The 20,114-nt window shown below is 47.2% G+C and carries 21 protein-coding genes and 1 riboswitch; of the genes, 16 read left to right on the top strand and 5 right to left on the bottom strand.

Going from position 1 to position 20,114, the window contains the following annotated elements; all coding sequences use genetic code 11:
* Positions 1-38 precede the first annotated feature (38 nt).
* Positions 39-470: a M48 metallopeptidase family protein gene (locus H9Q77_RS09245; protein ID WP_022153854.1), complete on the bottom strand. Its 432-nt coding sequence runs from the start codon at positions 468-470 to the stop codon at positions 39-41.
* Positions 471-635: 165 nt separating this feature from the next.
* Here H9Q77_RS09245 and H9Q77_RS09240 point away from each other — a divergent pair, with 165 nt between their 5' ends.
* The 5 genes from H9Q77_RS09240 to leuD all read left to right on the top strand — a co-directional run bounded on the left by H9Q77_RS09240 (position 636) and on the right by leuD (position 6,752).
* Entirely contained in the window at positions 636-1,292 is a 657-nt protein-coding gene (locus tag H9Q77_RS09240) for a thiamine diphosphokinase (RefSeq protein ID WP_249325297.1), read from the top strand.
* A gap of 198 nt (positions 1,293-1,490) precedes the next feature.
* Entirely contained in the window at positions 1,491-2,207 is a 717-nt protein-coding gene (locus tag H9Q77_RS09235) for a response regulator transcription factor (RefSeq protein ID WP_022153851.1), read from the top strand.
* A 62-nt stretch (positions 2,208-2,269) separates the two neighbouring features.
* Positions 2,270-4,756 (top strand): sensor histidine kinase, encoded by a 2,487-nt coding sequence (locus H9Q77_RS09230; RefSeq protein ID WP_249325295.1) that lies wholly within the window; start codon positions 2,270-2,272, stop codon positions 4,754-4,756.
* Between the two features lie 212 nt (positions 4,757-4,968).
* Positions 4,969-6,240 carry a 3-isopropylmalate dehydratase large subunit gene (leuC, locus tag H9Q77_RS09225; RefSeq protein WP_118550223.1) on the top strand — a complete coding sequence of 424 codons (1,272 nt, stop codon included), beginning with the start codon at positions 4,969-4,971 and terminating at the stop codon, positions 6,238-6,240.
* Between the two features lie 20 nt (positions 6,241-6,260).
* Positions 6,261-6,752 carry a 3-isopropylmalate dehydratase small subunit gene (leuD, locus tag H9Q77_RS09220; protein WP_118550224.1) on the top strand — a complete coding sequence of 164 codons (492 nt, stop codon included), beginning with the start codon at positions 6,261-6,263 and terminating at the stop codon, positions 6,750-6,752.
* Positions 6,753-6,837: 85 nt separating this feature from the next.
* On the opposite strand, the gene typA is transcribed toward leuD, so the two are convergent.
* Entirely contained in the window at positions 6,838-8,676 is a 1,839-nt protein-coding gene (gene typA / locus H9Q77_RS09215; protein ID WP_118547413.1) for a translational GTPase TypA, read from the bottom strand.
* Positions 8,677-8,939: 263 nt separating this feature from the next.
* Between typA and H9Q77_RS09210 the strand changes: the two genes are divergently transcribed.
* The 5 genes from H9Q77_RS09210 (at position 8,940) to H9Q77_RS09190 (ending at position 14,404) form a co-directional block, all read left to right on the top strand.
* On the top strand, positions 8,940-9,587 hold the full coding sequence (locus H9Q77_RS09210; RefSeq protein WP_022153846.1) for a single-stranded DNA-binding protein: 648 nt from the start codon (positions 8,940-8,942) through the stop codon (positions 9,585-9,587).
* A gap of 109 nt (positions 9,588-9,696) precedes the next feature.
* Positions 9,697-10,194, top strand: a complete 498-nt coding sequence (locus H9Q77_RS09205; RefSeq protein WP_118550225.1) for a cob(I)yrinic acid a,c-diamide adenosyltransferase — start codon at positions 9,697-9,699, stop codon at positions 10,192-10,194.
* Positions 10,195-10,230: 36 nt separating this feature from the next.
* Positions 10,231-10,408: riboswitch (Lysine riboswitch) on the top strand.
* 59 nt (positions 10,409-10,467) lie between these two features.
* Positions 10,468-11,352 (top strand): 4-hydroxy-tetrahydrodipicolinate synthase, encoded by an 885-nt coding sequence (gene dapA / locus H9Q77_RS09200; RefSeq protein WP_249325293.1) that lies wholly within the window; start codon positions 10,468-10,470, stop codon positions 11,350-11,352.
* Between the two features lie 104 nt (positions 11,353-11,456).
* Entirely contained in the window at positions 11,457-12,221 is a 765-nt protein-coding gene (gene dapB, locus H9Q77_RS09195) for a 4-hydroxy-tetrahydrodipicolinate reductase (RefSeq protein ID WP_022153268.1), read from the top strand.
* Positions 12,222-12,451: 230 nt separating this feature from the next.
* Positions 12,452-14,404, top strand: a complete 1,953-nt coding sequence (locus tag H9Q77_RS09190; protein ID WP_249325292.1) for a fructose-1,6-bisphosphatase — start codon at positions 12,452-12,454, stop codon at positions 14,402-14,404.
* A 1-nt stretch (position 14,405) separates the two neighbouring features.
* On the opposite strand, the gene H9Q77_RS09185 is transcribed toward H9Q77_RS09190, so the two are convergent.
* On the bottom strand, positions 14,406-14,789 hold the full coding sequence (locus H9Q77_RS09185) for a hypothetical protein (protein ID WP_118550229.1): 384 nt from the start codon (positions 14,787-14,789) through the stop codon (positions 14,406-14,408).
* 152 nt (positions 14,790-14,941) lie between these two features.
* On the opposite strand from H9Q77_RS09185, the gene hisA reads away from it, so the two are divergent.
* A complete protein-coding gene (gene hisA / locus H9Q77_RS09180; protein WP_118550230.1) occupies positions 14,942-15,724 on the top strand; it encodes a phosphoribosylformimino-5-aminoimidazole carboxamide ribotide isomerase in 783 nt (260 codons plus the stop codon).
* A gap of 64 nt (positions 15,725-15,788) precedes the next feature.
* On the opposite strand, the gene H9Q77_RS09175 is transcribed toward hisA, so the two are convergent.
* Positions 15,789-15,989 carry a cold-shock protein gene (locus H9Q77_RS09175; RefSeq protein ID WP_022154906.1) on the bottom strand — a complete coding sequence of 67 codons (201 nt, stop codon included), beginning with the start codon at positions 15,987-15,989 and terminating at the stop codon, positions 15,789-15,791.
* Between the two features lie 253 nt (positions 15,990-16,242).
* On the opposite strand from H9Q77_RS09175, the gene H9Q77_RS09170 reads away from it, so the two are divergent.
* On the top strand, positions 16,243-16,968 hold the full coding sequence (locus H9Q77_RS09170; protein ID WP_249325290.1) for a M23 family metallopeptidase: 726 nt from the start codon (positions 16,243-16,245) through the stop codon (positions 16,966-16,968).
* A gap of 23 nt (positions 16,969-16,991) precedes the next feature.
* Positions 16,992-17,516 carry a bactofilin family protein gene (locus H9Q77_RS09165; RefSeq protein ID WP_118547418.1) on the top strand — a complete coding sequence of 175 codons (525 nt, stop codon included), beginning with the start codon at positions 16,992-16,994 and terminating at the stop codon, positions 17,514-17,516.
* Positions 17,517-17,540: 24 nt separating this feature from the next.
* Here the strand turns inward: H9Q77_RS09165 and H9Q77_RS09160 are convergent, their stop codons facing one another.
* Positions 17,541-17,843 (bottom strand): YerC/YecD family TrpR-related protein, encoded by a 303-nt coding sequence (locus H9Q77_RS09160; protein WP_022154909.1) that lies wholly within the window; start codon positions 17,841-17,843, stop codon positions 17,541-17,543.
* Positions 17,844-18,177: 334 nt separating this feature from the next.
* On the opposite strand from H9Q77_RS09160, the gene H9Q77_RS09155 reads away from it, so the two are divergent.
* The 3 genes from H9Q77_RS09155 (at position 18,178) to H9Q77_RS09145 (ending at position 20,111) form a co-directional block, all read left to right on the top strand.
* Entirely contained in the window at positions 18,178-18,819 is a 642-nt protein-coding gene (locus H9Q77_RS09155; protein ID WP_118547419.1) for a DUF1836 domain-containing protein, read from the top strand.
* Positions 18,820-18,854: 35 nt separating this feature from the next.
* Positions 18,855-19,613, top strand: coding sequence for a phosphatase (locus H9Q77_RS09150; RefSeq protein ID WP_118547420.1), 759 nt, complete (start codon positions 18,855-18,857; stop codon positions 19,611-19,613).
* 78 nt (positions 19,614-19,691) lie between these two features.
* On the top strand, positions 19,692-20,111 hold the full coding sequence (locus H9Q77_RS09145; RefSeq protein WP_118547421.1) for an HIT family protein: 420 nt from the start codon (positions 19,692-19,694) through the stop codon (positions 20,109-20,111).
* Positions 20,112-20,114 lie beyond the last annotated feature (3 nt).

Raw genomic sequence — 20,114 nt, 5'->3', positions numbered from 1 at the left:
TCTGTTGAAAAACAGACCGCCATTTATAGTAAGGTGCTTCAGCTAAGGCGGATGGGAATGCCCTGCTTTTTCAGATGTGTCGTCAGGGTAAGCTCCTGTCCGTGCTCCCTTAGCCACTGTTTATAGATCCGGTAATCCGGCATGATGCGCTCGACCATGTTCCAGAAGTCCTTCGAATGGTTCATATGAGTCAGGTGGCAGAGTTCGTGGACTACCACATAATCCAGAGGACCGGCAGGACCGTAGATCAGACGGTAATTGAAGGATAAAGTCCCTCTTGAGGAACAGCTTCCCCAGCGGGTCTTCTGATCTCTTATGGTGATGGAGGTATAGTGCCCGCCGGTGAAGCGGTGGTAGTATTCCACACGATTCGTAAACACTTCTCTGGCAGCATTCCGATATCGGTTTTCCAAAGCCTGCAGCCTGCGGAGCTCCGCAACGGTCAGTGGCTGATTTTCATATAGATTCATGAGAGTGCCTTTCGCATACAGGGGTGTTGATCCTCTGGGTATCTTTGTAAGTTTGAACAGATTAAATATACTGCGTATGGCTTGAAAAGTAAACGCAGAAATTGTAGAATAGTGCGTGACGGCTCGTGGACGGAACCGTTACAGGAAAGGAAAACAGTAAATACTATGGGTAAATGTATTTTGATCGGCGCAGGAGATCTCACGATGGGAGAGCTGTCTGTGATAGAGGAAGATTATGTGATCGCGGTGGACGGCGGCTTAAGCTACTGCGGGATCCTGAATGTTGAGCCGGACCTGATCATCGGAGATTTTGACTCGATGAGCGAACAGGAGAAGCTTGCTGTGGAACAGTTACAACAGACCGTTCCGGAGAAGATCTGCCGCCTGCCGGAGTGTAAGGATGACACAGACATGCTGGCAGCTATCAAGCGGGGGCTGGAGCTGGGTTATAACGATTTTCGTATTTATGCGGCCACCGGTGGGAGATTTGACCATACCCTGGCGAATATCCAGTGTCTGCTGTATCTCAAAAATCACGGTGCGGTGGGGTACCTGGTAGACGGTACGGGAATGGTGCTGGTACTGCAGAACGAAGCCGTGCATTTCCGGAAGGAGTTGGAGGGCACCATGTCGCTGTTTGCCCTGACGAAGGAGGCAAAAGGCGTGAATATCCGCGGCATGAAATATCCTTTGGAAAATGCCGTGATCACCAATGATTTCCCCATCGGGATCAGCAATGAATTCCTGGGAGAGGAAGCGGAAGTGTCCGTAGAGGACGGCGAACTGGTATGCATGATCCGGTACTATGAGGATGAAGTATAACCATGTAAGCCGGAATGTACGCTTCGAAGATGATCAAGGAGGTGGCACCGAATGTCCACCTCCTTGGTGTTTTTACGAAAAAAATCTTTAGAAAATCTTTCGTTTTTTCAGTAGGTGAAATTAGAAATTATAAATTAGAATCAGAAACAGACAGGGGAGAGGATCCCCTTGCCGCATGTGGCAGAATGAGAGGGAGTCATGGAGAACAATAAATATCATATTCTCATCGTGGAGGATGATAAGGAAATCCGGGATGGTGTGGAAATCTATCTGAAAAATCAGGGGTATCAGGTATGGAAGGCTGCCAACGGTAAGGAAGGACTCGAGATCGTAGCACAGGAGGAGATCCATCTGGCTATCCTGGATATTATGATGCCGGTGATGGACGGTGTGACGATGTTAATGAAGCTGCGGGAGCAGAATCACGAGTTCCCGGTGATCATGCTGTCCGCCAAGTCCGAGGAAGTGGACAAGATCATGGGATTAAATATGGGAGCGGATGACTATGTTACCAAACCCTTTACACCGTTGGAACTGTTGGCGAGGGTAAATTCCCATCTGCGCAGATATTCCAAATATCTGACGGCAGTCAGTGGGGAAGAACAGGAGAAATCCCATGTGTATACCATCGGCGGCCTGGAACTGAACGAAGAAACCGTAGAAGTGACGGTGGACGGAGAAGCGGTGAAGCTGACACCCATGGAATTCAAGATCGTACAGCTTTTGATCAAGAATCCGGGCAGAGTATTTTCCGCGGATGAGATCTATGAGCGTATCTGGAACGAGAAAGCGGTCAACACCGATACCATTATGGTACATGTGCGGAACATCCGCGAAAAAATCGAGATCGATCCGCGAAATCCCAAGTATCTGAAAGTGGTATGGGGCGTAGGATATAAGATTGATAAACAATAAATACGGATGTGGGGAACAAAGTGTTTCGGCAGGCAGAGGAAAATGGCCGGAGAGGTGTAAGAATGGAACAGGTAACAGAGGCTGTGAAAGCGGAGACAACAGAAAACAGGGAAAATCGAGGAAACCGAGGAAACAGAAAGCCTGCAGTCAAATGGCTGATTATCGGACTGATTGTCAGTCTGGCAGCTTCCGGTATTTTTACCGCCTGCTACGGAATCTTCGAGCGTAGAGCGGAGAGCAGGAGGAATGAACAATACATTGCGGATCCGCTGGAGACGTCGAATACGATTACTTATCTGTATCAGAACTGTTATCTGCTCTACCGCGATCTGTACAACAAAGAACACCAGACTTCCTTAAGCTATGGGGAATTGTATATGCAGCCCACGGAGGGAAACGAATGGCTCAATGATGACCGGAAACGGGCGGAAGTGGCATATGGAGATACGGAGGAGCTCACGATACCGGAAGGAGCAGATCCCGAAAACTATGCGGCCCAGGGAATCTTGGCGGCGCAGACCGGGGAATACTTGGAAGAACATTTCAATACCCTGGAAAACTCCTTTGGTCAGTTGAATAATTTGTATGATTATAGGATCCGGGATACTCAGACCGGAGAGACCCTAAGTAATCTGGCGGATACGGATATCGTGGCGGAGGAACAGAGCTTTTATCTGACTTTTGTATTTGATGCCTATGGAAATGATGCCACCTTAGGAAATACGGTGATCGGATCGGATACGACAACCCTTCGTAAGACAGCGGCGGAAGTGATCCGTAATTGTGGTCTTACGCGCATGGTGGATGCCAATATGGGCACAACGATCGATGCCGGTCATAATACTATGTTCCGGCTGGAAATGCCGAAAAATTGTGAGATCACCTTCTGCATCTCCAGACAGGCGGCACAGAGCCTGGGGCAGAACGGTCAGTATATTTATTATGATCAGGATATGAACAATGTCAGTGTTCACTTTTCCATGGGAGAGCAGTATGCATCCTATTATCTGTCCGGATGTCAGCAGATGTTTCTGATCCTGGCACTGTTGATCTTCCTGCTGGCGCTTGTATTTCCGGGACTTGGGGAAGAGAGAGCCTGGGAGAAGGTGATGCTGCTGAAGCTGCCTGTCGAGGCGATTGTTGTGATCCTTGTGGTGATCGCCGGCATTGGAAGTGAACAGGTGGTAGGACTGGTATCCTGGGTGAGAAGCGGTCATGCGCTGGGCACAGTTTTACGTGGAAACAGTGCGCAGATACAGTTATTAACCGTAATACTGACCTATGCATTAAATGTTCTGGCGGTGGCGGCCTTGTTTTTCATTGCCTGGTGCTTGGGAGTATCCCTGCGGGCAATGCGGGTTCAGGGAGCCAGAGCGTATTTGAAACAGCACAGCTTGTGCTATCTGTTAGTGCCTTTTTGGAAAAAATTGTGGAGAGGAATGAAGAAGGGATTCTCCATTGGCAGGGATAAGGTGGTGGATGTCTATCATGATGCAGAGCATTTTGATGTGACGAAGGATGCCAAAAAACTGATCCTGCGGATCGTATTGTGGAATGCCCTGATTCTGGTGATCGTATGCAGCCTTCCTCTGGGAGGAGTGACGATCGCAGTCATTTACTCTGTGGTACTATATTTTGTACTGCGGCGTTATGTCAGCAAATTGCAGAAAAAGTACGGATTGCTGTTAAAGGCCACCAATGAGATCGCTCAGGGTAATCTGAACGTGACCATAGAGGAAGATCTGGGCGTGTTTGAACCCTTTAAACCGCAGATCTACCGGATCGAGGAAGGCTTCCGTAATGCGGTGGCGGAGGAAGTGAAGAGCCAGCGGATGAAGTCGGAACTGATCACGAATGTATCCCACGATCTGAAGACACCACTGACAGCTATCATTACTTATGTAAAGCTGCTACAGGAGCCGGGAGTGACGGAAGAACAGCGGAAGGAGTACTTAGAGACGTTGGATCGTAAATCGCTGCGCCTGAAGGCATTGATCGAGGACCTGTTCGAAGTCAGCAAGGCAAATTCCCAGAATATCACGCTTGATATCCGCGATGTGGATATCGTAAGCATGGTGAAACAGGTCGAATTTGAGATGGAAGATAAGCTCGCGGATGCCGGACTGGATGTGCGGATGAACCTGCCGGAAGAGAAGGTCATCGTGCCGTTGGACAGTCAGAAGACCTTCCGTATTTTTGAAAATCTGTTTGGCAATATTGCAAAATATGCTTTGCCCGGGACCAGAGTCTATGTCAACGGTTTTACGGCAAAGGATGAGGTGACCATTATCTTAAAAAATATCGCAGCGCAGGAATTATCCGCATCGGGAGAGGAACTGACCGAGCGATTCGTCAGAGGGGATGCTTCCCGTAACACGGAAGGAAGCGGACTGGGACTGGCAATTGCAAAAAGCTTTACAGAAATTCAGGGCGGAAAGTTCCGGATCGAACTGGACGGAGATTTATTCAAGGTGGTGCTGATCTGGAAGGTAAAACAGGAGAATAAGGAGCCGGAAAATGCTAATTCAGCCCAAATGGAGAATAAATAACCCAAGATAATGATATTAAAATAAATCAATAAATTAAAGCAAAAACATCCGTATTTATGTAGAAATAGGTTAAATGCGGATGTTTTCAATTAGATATTAGTATGCTACAATGTATCTTGTTCGGAGCCGGATGATGAGAGAAAAAGCAAGCTGGTTCATCGATACGATTCGGATAGTTAAGAAGTAGGAAGAGAAAAAGGAGCCGTGAATAAATGGGAATGACAATGACACAGAAGATACTTGCACAGGCAGCAGGTCTTACGCAGGTACAGGCAGGACAGCTGATCGAGGCACAGCTGGATCTGGTGCTGGGCAACGATATCACCAGTCCGGTGGCAATCAAGGAAATGGATAAAATGAAGGTACAGGGAGTGTTTGATAAGGATAAGATCGCACTGGTACCGGATCATTTTGTTCCCAATAAGGATATTAAATCTGCGGAGCACTGCAAATGTGTCCGTGAGTTTGCAAGACGCAATGAGATCACCAATTATTTCGAAGTAGGAGAGATGGGTATCGAACATGCACTGCTTCCCGAGAAAGGACTTACCGTAGCCGGAGATGTGATCATCGGTGCGGATTCCCATACCTGTACTTACGGTGCGCTGGGTGCATTTTCCACCGGTGTGGGAAGCACGGATATGGCAGCCGGTATGGCTACCGGCAAGGCATGGTTCAAAGTACCTGCGGCGATCAAATTCAATCTGACCGGCAAACCCGCAGAATGGGTCAGCGGTAAGGATGTGATCTTACATATCATCGGCAGGATCGGTGTGGACGGTGCACTGTATAAGTCTATGGAATTTGTGGGAGACGGTATTGCTAATCTGTCCATGGATGACCGCTTCACCATTGCCAACATGGCTATCGAAGCCGGCGGTAAGAACGGTATTTTCCCTGTGGATGAGAAGGCTATTGCTTACATGGAAGAGCATTCAAAACGTCCCTATAAGGTATTTGAAGCAGATCCGGATGCACAGTATGATGCAGAATATACCATTGATCTGAGCACCTTACGTCCCACTGTGGCATTCCCGCATCTGCCGGAGAATACACATACCATCGATGAGATCCATGAGATGGAGCCCATCGTCATTGATCAGGTAGTGATCGGATCCTGTACCAACGGACGTATTGACGATCTGCGCACCGCAGCGAAGGTGCTTGCAGGCAGACATGTGGCAAAGGGCATGCGTTGTATCGTGATCCCTGCCACCCAGTCCATCTACATGCAGGCGATGGAAGAGGGACTTCTTAAGACCTTCATCGAAGCGGGAGCAGTGGTAAGTACACCTACCTGCGGACCCTGTCTTGGCGGATATATGGGTATCCTGGCGGAGGGAGAGAGATGTGTCTCCACAACCAACCGTAATTTCGTGGGACGTATGGGACATGTAAAGAGTGAGATCTATCTGGCGAGCCCTGCAGTGGCAGCAGCCAGCGCTATCACCGGCAAGATTTCCTGCCCTTGTGAACTGAAATAAAATAAAAGAGGTAATAGAAAATGAACAACGCAAAAGGAATAGTTTTCAAATTCGGGGATAACGTGGATACAGATGTTATCATTCCCGCAAGATACCTGAATTCTTCCGACCCTGCAGAACTGGCGACTCACTGCATGGAGGATATTGACAAGGACTTTATCAAAAATGTGAAAAAAGGTGACATTATCGTAGCGGAGAAAAACTTCGGCTGCGGCTCCTCCAGAGAGCATGCCCCCATCGCCATCAAGGCGGCAGGCGTCAGCTGCGTCATCGCTGAGACTTTCGCAAGAATCTTCTACCGCAATGCCATCAATATCGGGTTGCCCATCATTGAGTGTCCAGAGGCATCCCGCAAGATCAACAATGGCGATGAAGTCGAGATAGACTTCCATACCGGAGTGATCAAAGATCTCACCACCGGCGAGAGTTTCCAGGGACAGGCATTCCCCGAGTTCATGCAGAAGATCATTGCCGCAGAGGGATTGATCAACTATATCAACAGCCAAAAATAGAAACAGCTTTTCAGCTTACAAAAATACCTCCCTGTTACCGTTTCCGGAATACAGGGAGGTATTTTTAAATTCCAGTCTTATGAAGTTAAGCTTTTTTATTGATCATGGCACGTTTTCTCAGGGTCGGATCCAGGATCTTCTTACGGATACGAAGGTTTGTGGGAGTTACCTCCAACAGTTCGTCGGTATCGATGAAGTCCAGAGCCTGCTCCAGAGACAGGATCCTGGGCGGTGTCAGACGCAGAGCTTCGTCGGCGCTGGAGGAACGGGTGTTGGTCAGCTGCTTTTTCTTGCAGACATTGATCTCGATGTCCTCACTGCGACCGGTCTGACCGATGACCATACCGGAGTATACTTTCTCGCCGGGTCCGATGAAGAGAGTACCGCGTTCCTGTGCATTGTACAGACCGTAGGTGATAGATTCACCGGATTCGAAAGCGATCAGGGAACCCATCTTACGATACTGGATATCTCCCTTGTAGGGACCGTAGTCATCGAATACGGTGTTCAGGATACCGTTACCCTTGGTGTCGGTCATGAACTCGCCACGGTAACCGATCAGTCCTCTTGCGGGGATGGAGAACTCCAAACGGGTGTAAGTGCCGCCGGAGATGGAACCCATGTTGCGAAGCTCACCTTTCCGCTGTCCCAGCTTCTCGATGACAGCACCGGCAAACTCGTTGGGGACATCGATATAAGCCAGCTCCATAGGCTCTAACTTTTTACCGTTTTCATCGGTATGATACAGAACCTCTGCCTTACTTACGGCGAATTCGAAACCTTCACGACGCATATTCTCAATCAACACGGACAGATGCAGCTCACCACGGCCGGATACTTTGAAACGGTCGGGAGAATCGGTCTCTTCCACACGTAAGGATACATCGGTATTTAACTCGCGGAACAGTCTGTCACGCAGGTGACGGCTGGTAACGAATTTACCCTCCTGGCCTGCCAGAGGAGAATCATTTACCATGAACTGCATGGCGATGGTGGGCTCACTGATCTTCTGGAAAGGAATGGGTACCACATTTTCCGGAGAGCAGATGGTGTCACCGATGTGAAGCTCGCTGATACCGGAGACGGCAACGATGGAACCGATGCCTGCTTCCTTGACTTCTACTTTATTCAGACCGTCGAACTCATACAGCTTGCTGACCTTGGTCTTGATGATCTTGTCGGGGTTGTGGTGGTTACAGATGACCACATCCTGATTCACACGGATGGTACCGTTGTCTACCTTACCGACACCGATACGTCCGACATATTCATTATAATCGATGGTACTGATCAGTACCTGGGTAGCTGCCTCGGGGTCACCTTCGGGAGCGGGAATGTAGTTGATGATGGTCTCGAACAGAGGCTCCATATCAGTACCCATCTCGTCGGCATCCAGGGAAGCAATACCTGCCTTGGCGGAAGCGTACACAAAAGGACAGTCTAACTGGGAATCGTCCGCATCCAGCTCTAAAAACAGCTCCAGTACTTCGTCTACGACTTCATCGGGTCTTGCTTCGGGTCGATCGATCTTGTTGATACATACGATAACGGGAAGCTTTAATTCCAGAGCCTTACGGAGTACGAATTTGGTCTGGGGCATAGCACCTTCGAAAGCATCTACTACCAGGATAACACCGTTTACCATCTTCAGGACACGTTCTACTTCGCCGCCGAAGTCTGCGTGACCCGGGGTGTCGATGATGTTGATCTTGGTACCCTTATACATAACAGCAGTGTTCTTGGACAGAATGGTGATACCACGCTCGCGCTCGATATCGTTGGAGTCCATGACACGCTCAGCAACTTCCTGATTTTCACGGAATACACCGCTTTGTTTTAACAGCTCATCCACCAAGGTAGTTTTACCGTGGTCTACGTGAGCAATGATTGCAACGTTTCTGACATCTTCTCTTTTTTGTCTCATAAAAATCCTTGCCTTTCTAAAAATGCGTGCAGCTGATTTATCCTTTTTTCAAACTGTTTCAGTATAGCACTTATCATTTCCGGACGCAAGAAAAAACCGTGTAAAATCAACGTTTTTGGTGGTTTCTAACAACTTTTGGGCGGTATTTGCATTTTTATGCGATGGGTTTTAGTACTCAAACGATAAAAAATAGAGTATAAATAGTAGTGCAATACATAAGGATTGTTGTAGAAGAGTCAGAAGATGTAGAAGGGAGAACAAAAATGACAGATAAGGTTATTGAAAACAATCAGGTAACGGTGATGGGGGAAGTGGTAAGCGATTTTTCCTACAGCCATGAGATCTACGGGGAAGGATTCTACATGGTGGACTTAAGGTGTACGAGACTGAGTGACAGCTTTGACATCATACCGGTGATGGTCTCGGAGAGACTTTTAGATGTGACAGCGAGCTATATTGGAATGCTTTTGTGCGTTAATGGGCAGTTTCGGTCCTATAACCGTCATGAGGAGCGTAAGAACAGACTGGTATTGTCTGTGTTTGCCAGAGAGGTGAAATTTATTGAGGAGATGGAAGAAAGTTCCAAGACGAACCAGATCTATCTCGATGGATATATATGTAAGGAGCCGGTATACCGCAAGACACCGTTAGGAAGGGAGATCGCAGACCTGCTGCTTGCCGTGAACCGCCCTTACGGCAAGTCTGATTACATTCCCTGCATCTGCTGGGGACGCAATGCACGCTATGCAGAACATTTCAAAGTGGGCGAGCGCTGTGCTATCTGGGGACGGATCCAAAGCCGTGAATATATGAAGAAACTGGATGAAGAAAATGTGGAGAAACGTGTCGCATTCGAAGTGTCCGTCAGCAAACTGGAGCTGTTGGAGGAAGCCCGGGAATCCATAGTCTGACGACAAAAGATTGCAAAAATTTACAATATATGGTATAAAGAAATGCATAAGTAACTAACAACTGCGGACAGCTATCTGCCGCAAACGCAGATAGACCATGAGGTGTGTAATGGCAGAAGGATGCATCTATATTTATACCGGCGATGGCAGAGGCAAATCACCGGCAGCGATCGGAAGAGCAGTACAGGCAGCAGTAGAGGGGAAGAGAGTCGTTATCATTCAGTTTCTGAAGGGAAAGGGACTGGAGGATTCGGATTTCCTGCGCAGGATGGAACCGGAGATCAAATTGTTCCGTTTCGAAAAATCGGACAGCAATTTTGCAGAATTGCCTGAGGAGAAGAAGCAGGAGGAAATACAGAACATCCGTAACGGAATCGGCTTTGCTAAAAAGGTGCTGACCACCGGAGAATGCGATCTGCTGATCTTAGATGAAGTGCTGGGACTGGTGGAAAAGGATATCATTACAGTGGATACTCTGAAGACACTGTTGGAATGCAGAGGAGATACGGATGTGATCCTGACAGGAATCACTTTGAACGATGAAATCTGCGTTCTGGCAGATGAAGTATCCAGGATCGAGACCGTAAAATTCAAGGTCTGGGATTGACAGTCACATGGGTTAATGCTATCATAAAATTATATTTAAGAAGATAGAGGTTGCGTTTTTCAAGAGTATTTTTTCGGAGGTAACAGGTACCGTTGAGGGAAGAAGAAAGGGGAACACGCCGAAAGATAAGGTATCCTGTATATTGTTATCTTGGGCATACGTTTAAGAAGCGTATGACTGTCATCTCGTAAGCAGATGGGGCGCTATCAAATAAGCTTGGATAATCAGCGCCGGCGCCATTGTGCGCTGGCGTTTTGCAAATGGAGGAAACATATGGCTATTTTTAAAGGAGCAGGCGTGGCAATCGTCACACCCATGAACGAAGACGGATCTGTCAACTATGAGAAATTCGGTGAACTGATCGAATTCCAGATCGCAAACGGCACAGATGCCATTATCGTATGTGGTACTACAGGAGAATCCTCAACGTTGACCCATGAGGAACATTTGGATACCATCAAATACTGTGTAGACAAAGTAGCGAAGAGAATCCCCGTAGTGGCCGGTACCGGTTCTAATTGTACCGATACCGCAGTATATCTGTCCCAGGAAGCGGAAAAATACGGTGTGGACGGCATCCTGCTGGTAAGCCCCTATTACAATAAAGCAACCCAGAAGGGATTGTATCGTCACTTCAAGACCGTTGCGGATTCCGTGAAGGTTCCTGCTATTCTGTACAACGTGCCCAGCCGCACCGGCTGCAATATCCTGCCGGAGACTGTGGTGAAGTTGTGTAAGGATGTAGAGAACATCGTAGGTGTCAAGGAAGCCAGCGGCAATATCAGCCAGATCGCACATCTGGCAGCTATCGGTCAGGGCGTCGTGGATATCTATTCCGGCAATGATGACCAGATCGTACCTATCCTGTCTCTGGGCGGTGTCGGAGTTATCTCCGTGCTTTCCAATGTAGCACCTACACAGACGCACGAGATCTGCCAGAAGTTCTTCGACGGAGATGTGGCAGGCAGCCGTCAGATGCAGCTGGATGCTATGGATCTGTGCAATGCACTGTTCTGCGAAGTGAACCCGATTCCGGTGAAGACAGCACTGAATATGATGGGAATGGGAGCCGGAGCGTTCCGTATGCCTCTGTGCGAAATGGATGAGGCAAATGCCAAGAGGCTTGAAAAAGCCCTGAAGGATTATGGTATCCTGTAGGCTGGAAATTAAAAAGCAAGAGTGGAAGAATCCCGCCTGTGAAATTTTTATCATAGGCGGGATGTTTTTAAGTATATAAGAATATTAAGATAGGAGAGAACAAAATGGTAAAAGTAATCATGCATGGATGTAACGGAAAAATGGGACAGGTGATCAGCGGACTGATCGCGGCAGATCCCGATATGGAACTGGTGGCGGGAATCGATGCCAGAGACGATGGACACAATCCTTACCCTGTATTCACGGATATTGCAAAATGCGATGTGGCTGCAGATTGCATCATTGATTTCTCTGCGGCAGTAGCAGTAGACAAGCTGTTAAATTACTGCGTAGAGAAGAAAATCCCCTGCGTGCTGTGCACCACCGGCCTGTCCGAGGCACAGCTGGCGAAAGTAGACGAAGCAGCGAAAAAGGTGGCTATCTTAAAATCCGCCAATATGTCCCTGGGTATCAACCTGATGTTAAAACTGTTAAAAGAAGCAGCCGGAGTGTTGGCACCTGCGGGATTTGATATTGAGATCGTAGAAAAACATCATAACCTGAAACTAGACGCTCCCAGCGGCACCGCACTGGCACTGGCGGACTCCATTAACGAAGAATTCGATAACGAATACGAATACGTCTACGACCGCAGTACACGCAGAGAACGCAGACCCAAGAAAGAGATCGGCATCAGTGCCGTCAGAGGCGGCACCATCGTCGGCGACCATGATGTCATCTTCGCCGGAGCAGACGAAGTCGTAACCTTCTCCCATACCGCCTACTCCAAAGCTGTATTCGGCAAAGGGGCCGTACAGGCTGCCAAATTCCTGGCAGGCAAACCCGCCGGCATGTACAACATGTCCAACGTGATCGATGCAGCGATGTAATATATTTTTATGGAATTTTCAATAAACCAGCAGCTTGACTGAGTGTAAGAATAAGCAGGCCGTAAGCAGACGTCGGTACCATAGCGTCCCAAGGGACGCATTGCGAGGGTACTATCCTCGCTTATGTACCGCTACGCTCTGCGACATGAGCGCATCGTACTAAAGTACGAGCGTGCCGCGTTTCTTATACTCAGGCGAAGCTGCGTAGGGGACAGAGAAAGGCGAACTTTATGAACGAAATGGAACAGAAGGTTCTAAAGACCCTCTCACACCAATATAAAACACAAGCGGCAGCCTCCACGGAGATCATCAACCTCCAGTCCATCCTGAACCTCCCCAAAGGCACCGAACACTTCCTCACTGACATCCACGGCGAATACGAGCAGTTCAATCACGTCTTAAAGAATGGATCCGGTTCCGTGCGCCGTAAGATCGACGAGGAATTCGGCAACACCATCAGCAGTAAGGATAAAAAAAGTCTGGCCACTCTCATTTATTATCCGGAGAGCAAGCTGGAGATCGTTGAGAGAGAAGAGGACAATCTGGAAGACTGGTACAAAATATCCCTGCACCGGCTGGTACAGGTCATTAAGCGTGTCTCTTCAAAATATACAAGGTCCAAGGTCAGAAAAGCATTGCCGAAGGATTTCGCCTATGTCATCGAAGAACTGATTACGGAAAAGGAAGAAATTCAGGATAAAGAAGCATACTATAATGAGATCATCCATACTATCATCCGGATCGGCAGGGCACCGCAATTTATCATCGCGTTAAGCCATCTGATCCAGCGGCTGGTCATTGATCATCTGCATATCGTGGGAGATATTTACGACAGAGGCCCAGGGCCTCATATTATTATGGATACACTATGCCAATACCATTCTGTAGATGTACAGTGGGGGAACCATGACATGGTGTGGATGGGTGCAGCGGCCGGAAGCCTGGCCTGTATCGCCAATGTGATACGGATGTCTGCCAGATATGGCAACCTGGCAACCCTGGAGGATGGCTACGGCATTAACCTGCTTCCACTGGCCACCTTTGCACTGGAAACCTATGAAAATACTGACTGTGATGCATTTGCCATAAAATTCAATACAGATTATAACACCAAAGATCTGGGACTGGATACGAAAATGCATAAAGCCATTGCCATTCTACAGTTCAAACTGGAGGGACAGCTGATCATGCGGCACCCGGAATTCCACATGGAGAGTCGGATGCTGCTGGATAAAATAGATTTTCAGAAAAAGACGGTCTGCGTGGATGGAAAAACCTATCCTATGAAGGATGTGGATTTTCCTACGTTGGATCCGGAACACCCCTATGAACTCACCGAGGAAGAGAGCAAGGTCATGCTGCGCCTGCAGCAGGTGTTCATGCGCTGTGAAAAATTACAGAGACATGTAAAATTCCTCTATTCCAAAGGCGGAATGTATAAGATCTACAATGGAAATCTGTTATATCACGGTTGTGTGCCTCTGAATCCGGACGGAAGCTTCAAACAGGTGGAAATCTGCGGAAAAGAATATTCCGGGAAAGCGCTGTATGATATTTTGGAATACCATGCCAGAAGAGGTTATTACGCCAAGGATGCTAAGGAACGTGCGTTAGGACAGGATATGATCTGGTATATTTGGGCAGGCCCCGGCTCCCCGGTATTCGGCAAGGCCAAAATGGCTACTTTCGAACGTTATTTTCTGGAGGATAAGGAAACACACATAGAAGAAAAAAACAGTTATTATAAGCTGTTGGAGAATGAGGAAGTCATAGGCAGTATTCTGGAAGAGTTCGGCCTGGACAAGGCGGATGCACACATCGTGAACGGCCATGTTCCCGTAGAGCAGATTCACGGAGAGTCACCCATCAAATGCGGAGGAAAGCTGTTGATCATTGATGGGGGATTTTCCAAGGCCTATCAGAAAAAGACGGGAATCGCCGGATATACCCTGGTATGCAATTCCCGGGGAATGCGTCTGGTGGCCCATGAACCTTTTGAATCTACAGAAGCGGCTATTTTAAAGGAGTCAGATATTTTCTCGGATTCCATTGTAGTGGAGAATTTTTCCCGGAGAAAAATGGTGGCGGATACCGATACCGGCAAGGAAATCCAGGAGAATATCTTCTATCTGGAAGAACTCCTGGAAGCTTACCGGGAAGGTACGATCATGGAAGAAGTCTGAGTTATCGCTGATCGGTTCCGGTGGTAGCGTTATCATTGCCTACCAGATCGTTCGTGATATCGGATATACCGTTTGCAGCATCATCCACGATATTGCCTACCGTATCACCGGCTTCATCTACCGCATTGCCGGCGTTATCCAGCATGGAATCATTCTCGGATACCGTATTACCTTTGCCGTTGGTATCCCCCATGTTGTCTGTGGCAGAGGTGCCTTTCTCCGCGGGCGGCGTAACCGTACTCTCCGGAGTGGCAGCCATGCTGCTGCCATTTCCGTTGCCGTTTCCTTTGTTCGTACCGCAGGCTGTTGCCATGCACAGGTAAACAGTGAGGATTCCAAACACCAGTAACTTTTTACTTAACTTGGATTTTGCGCTATTTTTCATAATGTCCTCCATTTCAAAATGTCCCATTGCGGGAATGTTCTATCCGGACAGAAATGACCGGTTTAAGGGTAGTATGTGAGGATTTGGGAAAAATATACGTATGGATTCCAAAACAGACAGATGCAGAGGTGTCTGCAGAAATGAGGAAATAAATGGAATTTCGGCCCTGTATTGATATTCATAATGGAAAAGTAAAACAGATCGTCGGCGGAAGTCTGAAAGACAGCGGCGATCAGGCACAGGAAAATTTTGTGTCGGAGCAGGATGCAGCCTTTTACGCAGCACTTTATCAAAAAAATAAGTTAAAAGGTGGTCATATTATTCTGTTAAATTCCTATGACAGTCCCTACTATGAGGAGACCAGAAAACAAGCATTGGCAGCTTTACAGGCGTATCCGGGAGGATTGCAGGTGGGAGGCGGTATTACTCCGGAAAATGCAGGAGATTATCTGAATGCCGGTGCTTCTCATGTGATCGTGACTTCCTATGTATTCAGAGAGGGCAGGATCGATTATGACAGACTGGAACGACTGGTATACGCGGTGGGTAGAGAACGGCTGGTGCTGGATGTCAGTTGTAAACGTGTGGGAGAAAAGTATCTCGTGGTGACGGATCGCTGGCAGAAGTTGACGGAAGAGATCGTGAATGAGGCGCTGCTGGAAAAGCTGTCAGCATATTGCGGGGAATTTCTGATCCATGCGGTAGATGTGGAAGGGAAGGCCCGGGGGATCGAACAGGATCTGGTAAAGAACCTCGGATGTTACACCGGGAATCCCGTCACATATGCGGGTGGTGTCCATTCCATGGAAGATCTGCTCCTTCTGAAGGAATTGGGACGAAACCGGATGAATGTGACCATCGGAAGTGCACTGGACCTGTTCGGAGGCAGTATGAAGTGGAAAGACGTACTGAAGATATGCAGCGAGGAAGTTTAATGAATATAAAAATGCCGCAGGCAAATAATGTCTGCGGCATTTTGTACGCTGTAGTTTTATAAAATTAAAGCTTGGTTACGTTAACAGCCTGGGGACCTTTTTCACCATCTACGATATCGAAAGAAACGGCTGCTCCTTCCTCCAGAGTCTTGTAACCATCCATGTTCAGTCCGCTGTAATGTACAAATACATCCTTGCCGGATTCATCAGAGATGAAGCCATAACCCTTCTGATTGTTAAACCACTTTACGGTACCTTTGTTCATAATACATACCTCCAAAAATCACTTTTCTAACAGATGTGCTGTCGATCTTCCCGACAACAGCATAAGAATAGCACAGCCCATATAAAAAGTAAATATAGTATTATTGAATTTGCACAAAAAATACAGGGAATTTCATTGTAAATAGAGATAAATGAAAGAAAATATTGGGAATTTATTACAAAAATGTTAAGAAATGATTGCTGTAAGGGATTTCATATGATAAAATGGAATAATGTTTATCGGAGGTGACTCTATGAAAGAACGTAAACATAAGCGGAAACTGAACCATGTGCTGATCCTTACATCCGATGCAGCAGATGCAAATGTAAAGCAGTTTCGGATACGGGCATGGCTCGTGGAAGTAATTGTAATTATGCTGTGTATACTCATTGGCGGAGTGATCGGCTATTTTATCTATGAAGGTCAATTATGGGAAAATGCCGGCAGACGAAGCCATGAACAGGTGGTAGCCCTGGAAGAGGAAAACAAGACACTGGTGGAGCAGAACAGTAAGCTGGAGGCTCAGGTAACGGAACAGGCGGAAGAAATCCAGATACTGAGTGATACCGTAAGCCAGAAGGTGCAGAGTGAGAACGAGTTATCGGCGACCCTTGAGAAGCAGAGTCTTCCTACGGAATTCCCGCTGACCGGTTCGGCATCTATGGAAGAAGTAACGGAGGGTGAGCCTATGTGCATTTTCCATGCATCGGTAGGCACTACGGTGGTTGCAGCAGCAAGCGGTACGGTAATGGCAGTGAATGATGATGAGACCTATGGACACAGTGTGTGGGTGGATCATGGTAACGGATATATCACAATCTATCGGAATAAGGGAGATGCCACAGTAGCTGCCGGAGATTCCGTGGTGCAGGGGACGACTCTGTTTGTGATAGGAGAAGATAATGCGGATCTGGGTTACCAGATGCAGAAGGACGGAAGTTATATCAATCCTATAGATATGTTGGCGATCAGCGGCTGATTGCAGAAAGGTTTGGAAAATACATGTTAGGTAAAAAGAGTACAGATACAAAAATAAATACACTGATCGGTGCCGGTGCGGAGTTGAGTGGTGATTTTACGCTGGATGGCTCTGCAAGAATTGATGGTAAGATCGGCGGCAATGTAACGGTAACGGGCAGTCTGATTCTTGGCGCCGGTAGTGTGGTCACCGGAGAAGTACAGGCGGCCTCCGTACTGATCGGCGGAGAAGTGACCGGAAATATTACGGCTCCGGAGAAGGCAGAACTGACGGCTTCTGCGAAGGTACTGGGAGATATTGCCACCAAGGTCATTGTGATTGATGAGCATGCCATATTTCAGGGTAAGATCGATATGAACCAGGCGGTACCGGATAAAAAGGGAAAAGCGAAAGCAGCCAAAGCGACGCGTGTGGGACGTAAGAGTGCAAAGGCTGCAATTGCAGAAGCACTGAAAGAAGTGGAAGAGGAAGAAAAGAGAGAAAATCAGGAAAATACAGCAGTGCCGGAACAGACGCAAAATACGGTGGCAGAAGAAACAACAAAATAAGATACAAGAAAAAGACGTTGGGGATTATTTGCCAACGTCTTTTTTCTCCATACGTCCGAATACCAGTTCATAACCGTCATTGCCGTAATTCAGAGAACGATTCACTCTGCTGATGGTAGCGGTGGAGGCTCCGGTTTTCTCGGCGATTTCCAGATAAGTCTTGCCGTCCTTCAGCATGGCAGCTACTTCAAAACGCTGGGACAGAGACAATAATTCATTGACTGTACACAGATCTTCGAAGAAGCTGTAACATTCCTCCCGGGACTGAAGACACAATACTGCATCAAACAGAGAATCCACAGCATCCGTTTTGATTTTTTTATTCATGATCGACACACCTTTCCATAGTTGTAATCCGTACAACGCAACTATCTGTATTTTAGCATACTAAAGTTTTAAAGTAAAGGTGTGAAACAAAATAGTTATAAAATCTTCATAATTTCAAAAAGTGTTGAAAAGATGGAAGTGTTGACATGTAGTTTTGGATACTATATAATAGCCACATAGAGAAAACAAGTAGCTGCGAAACAGACAGCAGAGTGCGAAGCACGGCTATTTGTGCCGCAGGCGTCACAAAGTAGCCCTTATCGCAGAATCCAAATTAGAAATTTGATTCGCGATTCCTTCGACGAAAGGAATCGTCTGCGGAATGGAGATTAGTATGGCAACAACAGAAGAATTACTTCAGACGATTTTACAGAGTCTGGAGAAAGTGGAATATATCAAGTCAGAAGACATTCCGAATATTGATCTGTATATGGATCAGGTGCTGACTTTTATGGATCGCAAGCTGCGTTCGGCAGTACGCCCACAGACCGAGGACCGCGTCCTGACCAAGACCATGATCAACAATTATGCAAAAAACGATCTGCTTCCTCCTCCGGTGAAGAAGAAATATTCCAAGGAACATGTTCTGATGCTCATTTTCATCTATTACTATAAGGGCGTGATTCCCATGAATGAGATTCAGACTCTGTTGCAGCCGATCACCGATCATTATTTTCAAAATGGACAGGCATTTGACCTGGAAAGCTTATATAAAGAAGTCGTATCTTTGGAGAAGGAACAGCTGGAGGACTTAAAAAAAGACGTAGTGGACAAATTCCGCAGAGCAGAGAATTCCTTTACGGAGACCTCCGGAGAAGAACGAGAATTCTTACAGAAATTTGCCTTGATCTGTCTCTTAAGTTTTGATGTCTACATGAAGAAAATGATCGTGGAACAGCTGGTAGCTGAACTGGCAAACGATGCGAAAGCCAGGGAGCCCGAAAAGGAAACCCACAAGAAAAATAAAGAGAAATAAAAACAAGTAGCAAAATCAGAAACAGGAAAAATTTTATGAAAGCATTTATGGATCTTCATACGCATTCTCTGGCAGCAGGGCATGCGTATAGTACTTTATTAGAAAATATTGACGCTGCACTGGCAGTCGGGATCAGATACCTGGGAATGAGTGAACATGGTCCCACATCTCCCGGAGGACCGCATGAGTTCTTTTTTAGCAATTATAAAGTGATTCCTAGAGAGTATGACAGAGAAGAGCTTAGCGGCAGAGTGGTACCGGTGACAGGTGGAAGGCTCCATCTTTTGTGTGGTGTGGAAGCCAATATCTGTGACGCGGACGGTAAGCTGGATCTGGAGGAACGTTATCTGCAGAAGATGGATTATGCGCTTGCCAGCATTCATCCTTTTGCTTTTACTGCGGGAAGTCGTAAGGAGAATACGTTAGCTTCCGTGAGAGCATTTCAGAACCCTTATGTGAAAATACTGGGACATCCCGATGATGGCAGATTCCCTTTAGATTACGAGGAACTGGTGCGGGAAGCAAAGCAGGCGCATGTTGCATTGGAAGTGAACAATTCTTCTCTAAATCCCCGGTCGTCAAGACAAGGCGGCAGGGAAAATATCATAGAATTGTTAAAGACTTGCATGAAATATGAACAGCCTGTTATAATGGGAACGGACAGCCATATGTGTTTTGCCATAGGAAAATTTGTCGAGACCGAACAGCTGATGAGGGAACTGGATTTCCCTACGGAGCTGGTGTTGAATTACGCCCCGGAGAATATTCATAAGCTGATCAACATCACACTGTAGCTGATACCACCCGGTGTTACCGGAATAAGAATACAGCCGGAGAAGGCACGCCCCGCAAGCGGGCAGATAGGAGAACAAATGAAAGACACAAATTGTGGATATTGTATGAGAGGGGAACTGTTAGATAAGTTCGGTATTTTCGTCTGTGACCTGAAGGTGAGCAGCCTGATCCTGTTCAAGGAACAGAGCCATCCCGGCAGATGTATCGTAGCATACAAGGACCATGTCAGTGAGATCGTGGACATCAGCGAGGAAGAGAGAAGATTATTTTTTGAGGATGTGGCGCATGCAGCGAAAGCCATCCATGCAGCATTCCATCCAGATAAGTTAAATTACGGAGCATACGGCGACACCGGCTGCCATCTGCACATGCACCTGTGCCCGAAGTACAAGGACGGTTTCGAGTGGGGCGGCACTTTCGAGATGAATCCCGGCAAGACCTTTTTGACGGATGCAGAATATCAGGAGATGATCGACAAGATCAAGGCGAATCTGTAAATA

Origin of the sequence: Simiaoa sunii, from assembly GCF_014337175.1 — a bacterium.
Lineage (GTDB): Bacteria > Bacillota > Clostridia > Lachnospirales > Lachnospiraceae > Acetatifactor > Acetatifactor intestinalis.
The sequence above is the reverse complement of the archived record's forward strand: the minus strand, read 5'-3'. Positions and strand labels throughout refer to the sequence as shown.

What these genes read in the sequence shown, in the direction of transcription:
- H9Q77_RS09245 (WP_022153854.1), bottom strand. Translation starts at nt 470, where the DNA reads ATGAATCTATATGAAAATCAGCCACTGACCGTTGCGGAGCTCCGCAGG.
- H9Q77_RS09240 (WP_249325297.1), top strand. Translation starts at nt 636, where the DNA reads ATGGGTAAATGTATTTTGATCGGCGCAGGAGATCTCACGATGGGAGAG.
- H9Q77_RS09235 (WP_022153851.1), top strand. Translation starts at nt 1,491, where the DNA reads ATGGAGAACAATAAATATCATATTCTCATCGTGGAGGATGATAAGGAA.
- H9Q77_RS09230 (WP_249325295.1), top strand. Translation starts at nt 2,270, where the DNA reads ATGGAACAGGTAACAGAGGCTGTGAAAGCGGAGACAACAGAAAACAGG.
- leuC (WP_118550223.1), top strand. Translation starts at nt 4,969, where the DNA reads ATGGGAATGACAATGACACAGAAGATACTTGCACAGGCAGCAGGTCTT.
- leuD (WP_118550224.1), top strand. Translation starts at nt 6,261, where the DNA reads ATGAACAACGCAAAAGGAATAGTTTTCAAATTCGGGGATAACGTGGAT.
- typA (WP_118547413.1), bottom strand. Translation starts at nt 8,676, where the DNA reads ATGAGACAAAAAAGAGAAGATGTCAGAAACGTTGCAATCATTGCTCAC.
- H9Q77_RS09210 (WP_022153846.1), top strand. Translation starts at nt 8,940, where the DNA reads ATGACAGATAAGGTTATTGAAAACAATCAGGTAACGGTGATGGGGGAA.
- H9Q77_RS09205 (WP_118550225.1), top strand. Translation starts at nt 9,697, where the DNA reads ATGGCAGAAGGATGCATCTATATTTATACCGGCGATGGCAGAGGCAAA.
- dapA (WP_249325293.1), top strand. Translation starts at nt 10,468, where the DNA reads ATGGCTATTTTTAAAGGAGCAGGCGTGGCAATCGTCACACCCATGAAC.
- dapB (WP_022153268.1), top strand. Translation starts at nt 11,457, where the DNA reads ATGGTAAAAGTAATCATGCATGGATGTAACGGAAAAATGGGACAGGTG.
- H9Q77_RS09190 (WP_249325292.1), top strand. Translation starts at nt 12,452, where the DNA reads ATGAACGAAATGGAACAGAAGGTTCTAAAGACCCTCTCACACCAATAT.
- H9Q77_RS09185 (WP_118550229.1), bottom strand. Translation starts at nt 14,789, where the DNA reads ATGAAAAATAGCGCAAAATCCAAGTTAAGTAAAAAGTTACTGGTGTTT.
- hisA (WP_118550230.1), top strand. Translation starts at nt 14,942, where the DNA reads ATGGAATTTCGGCCCTGTATTGATATTCATAATGGAAAAGTAAAACAG.
- H9Q77_RS09175 (WP_022154906.1), bottom strand. Translation starts at nt 15,989, where the DNA reads ATGAACAAAGGTACCGTAAAGTGGTTTAACAATCAGAAGGGTTATGGC.
- H9Q77_RS09170 (WP_249325290.1), top strand. Translation starts at nt 16,243, where the DNA reads ATGAAAGAACGTAAACATAAGCGGAAACTGAACCATGTGCTGATCCTT.
- H9Q77_RS09165 (WP_118547418.1), top strand. Translation starts at nt 16,992, where the DNA reads ATGTTAGGTAAAAAGAGTACAGATACAAAAATAAATACACTGATCGGT.
- H9Q77_RS09160 (WP_022154909.1), bottom strand. Translation starts at nt 17,843, where the DNA reads ATGAATAAAAAAATCAAAACGGATGCTGTGGATTCTCTGTTTGATGCA.
- H9Q77_RS09155 (WP_118547419.1), top strand. Translation starts at nt 18,178, where the DNA reads ATGGCAACAACAGAAGAATTACTTCAGACGATTTTACAGAGTCTGGAG.
- H9Q77_RS09150 (WP_118547420.1), top strand. Translation starts at nt 18,855, where the DNA reads ATGAAAGCATTTATGGATCTTCATACGCATTCTCTGGCAGCAGGGCAT.
- H9Q77_RS09145 (WP_118547421.1), top strand. Translation starts at nt 19,692, where the DNA reads ATGAAAGACACAAATTGTGGATATTGTATGAGAGGGGAACTGTTAGAT.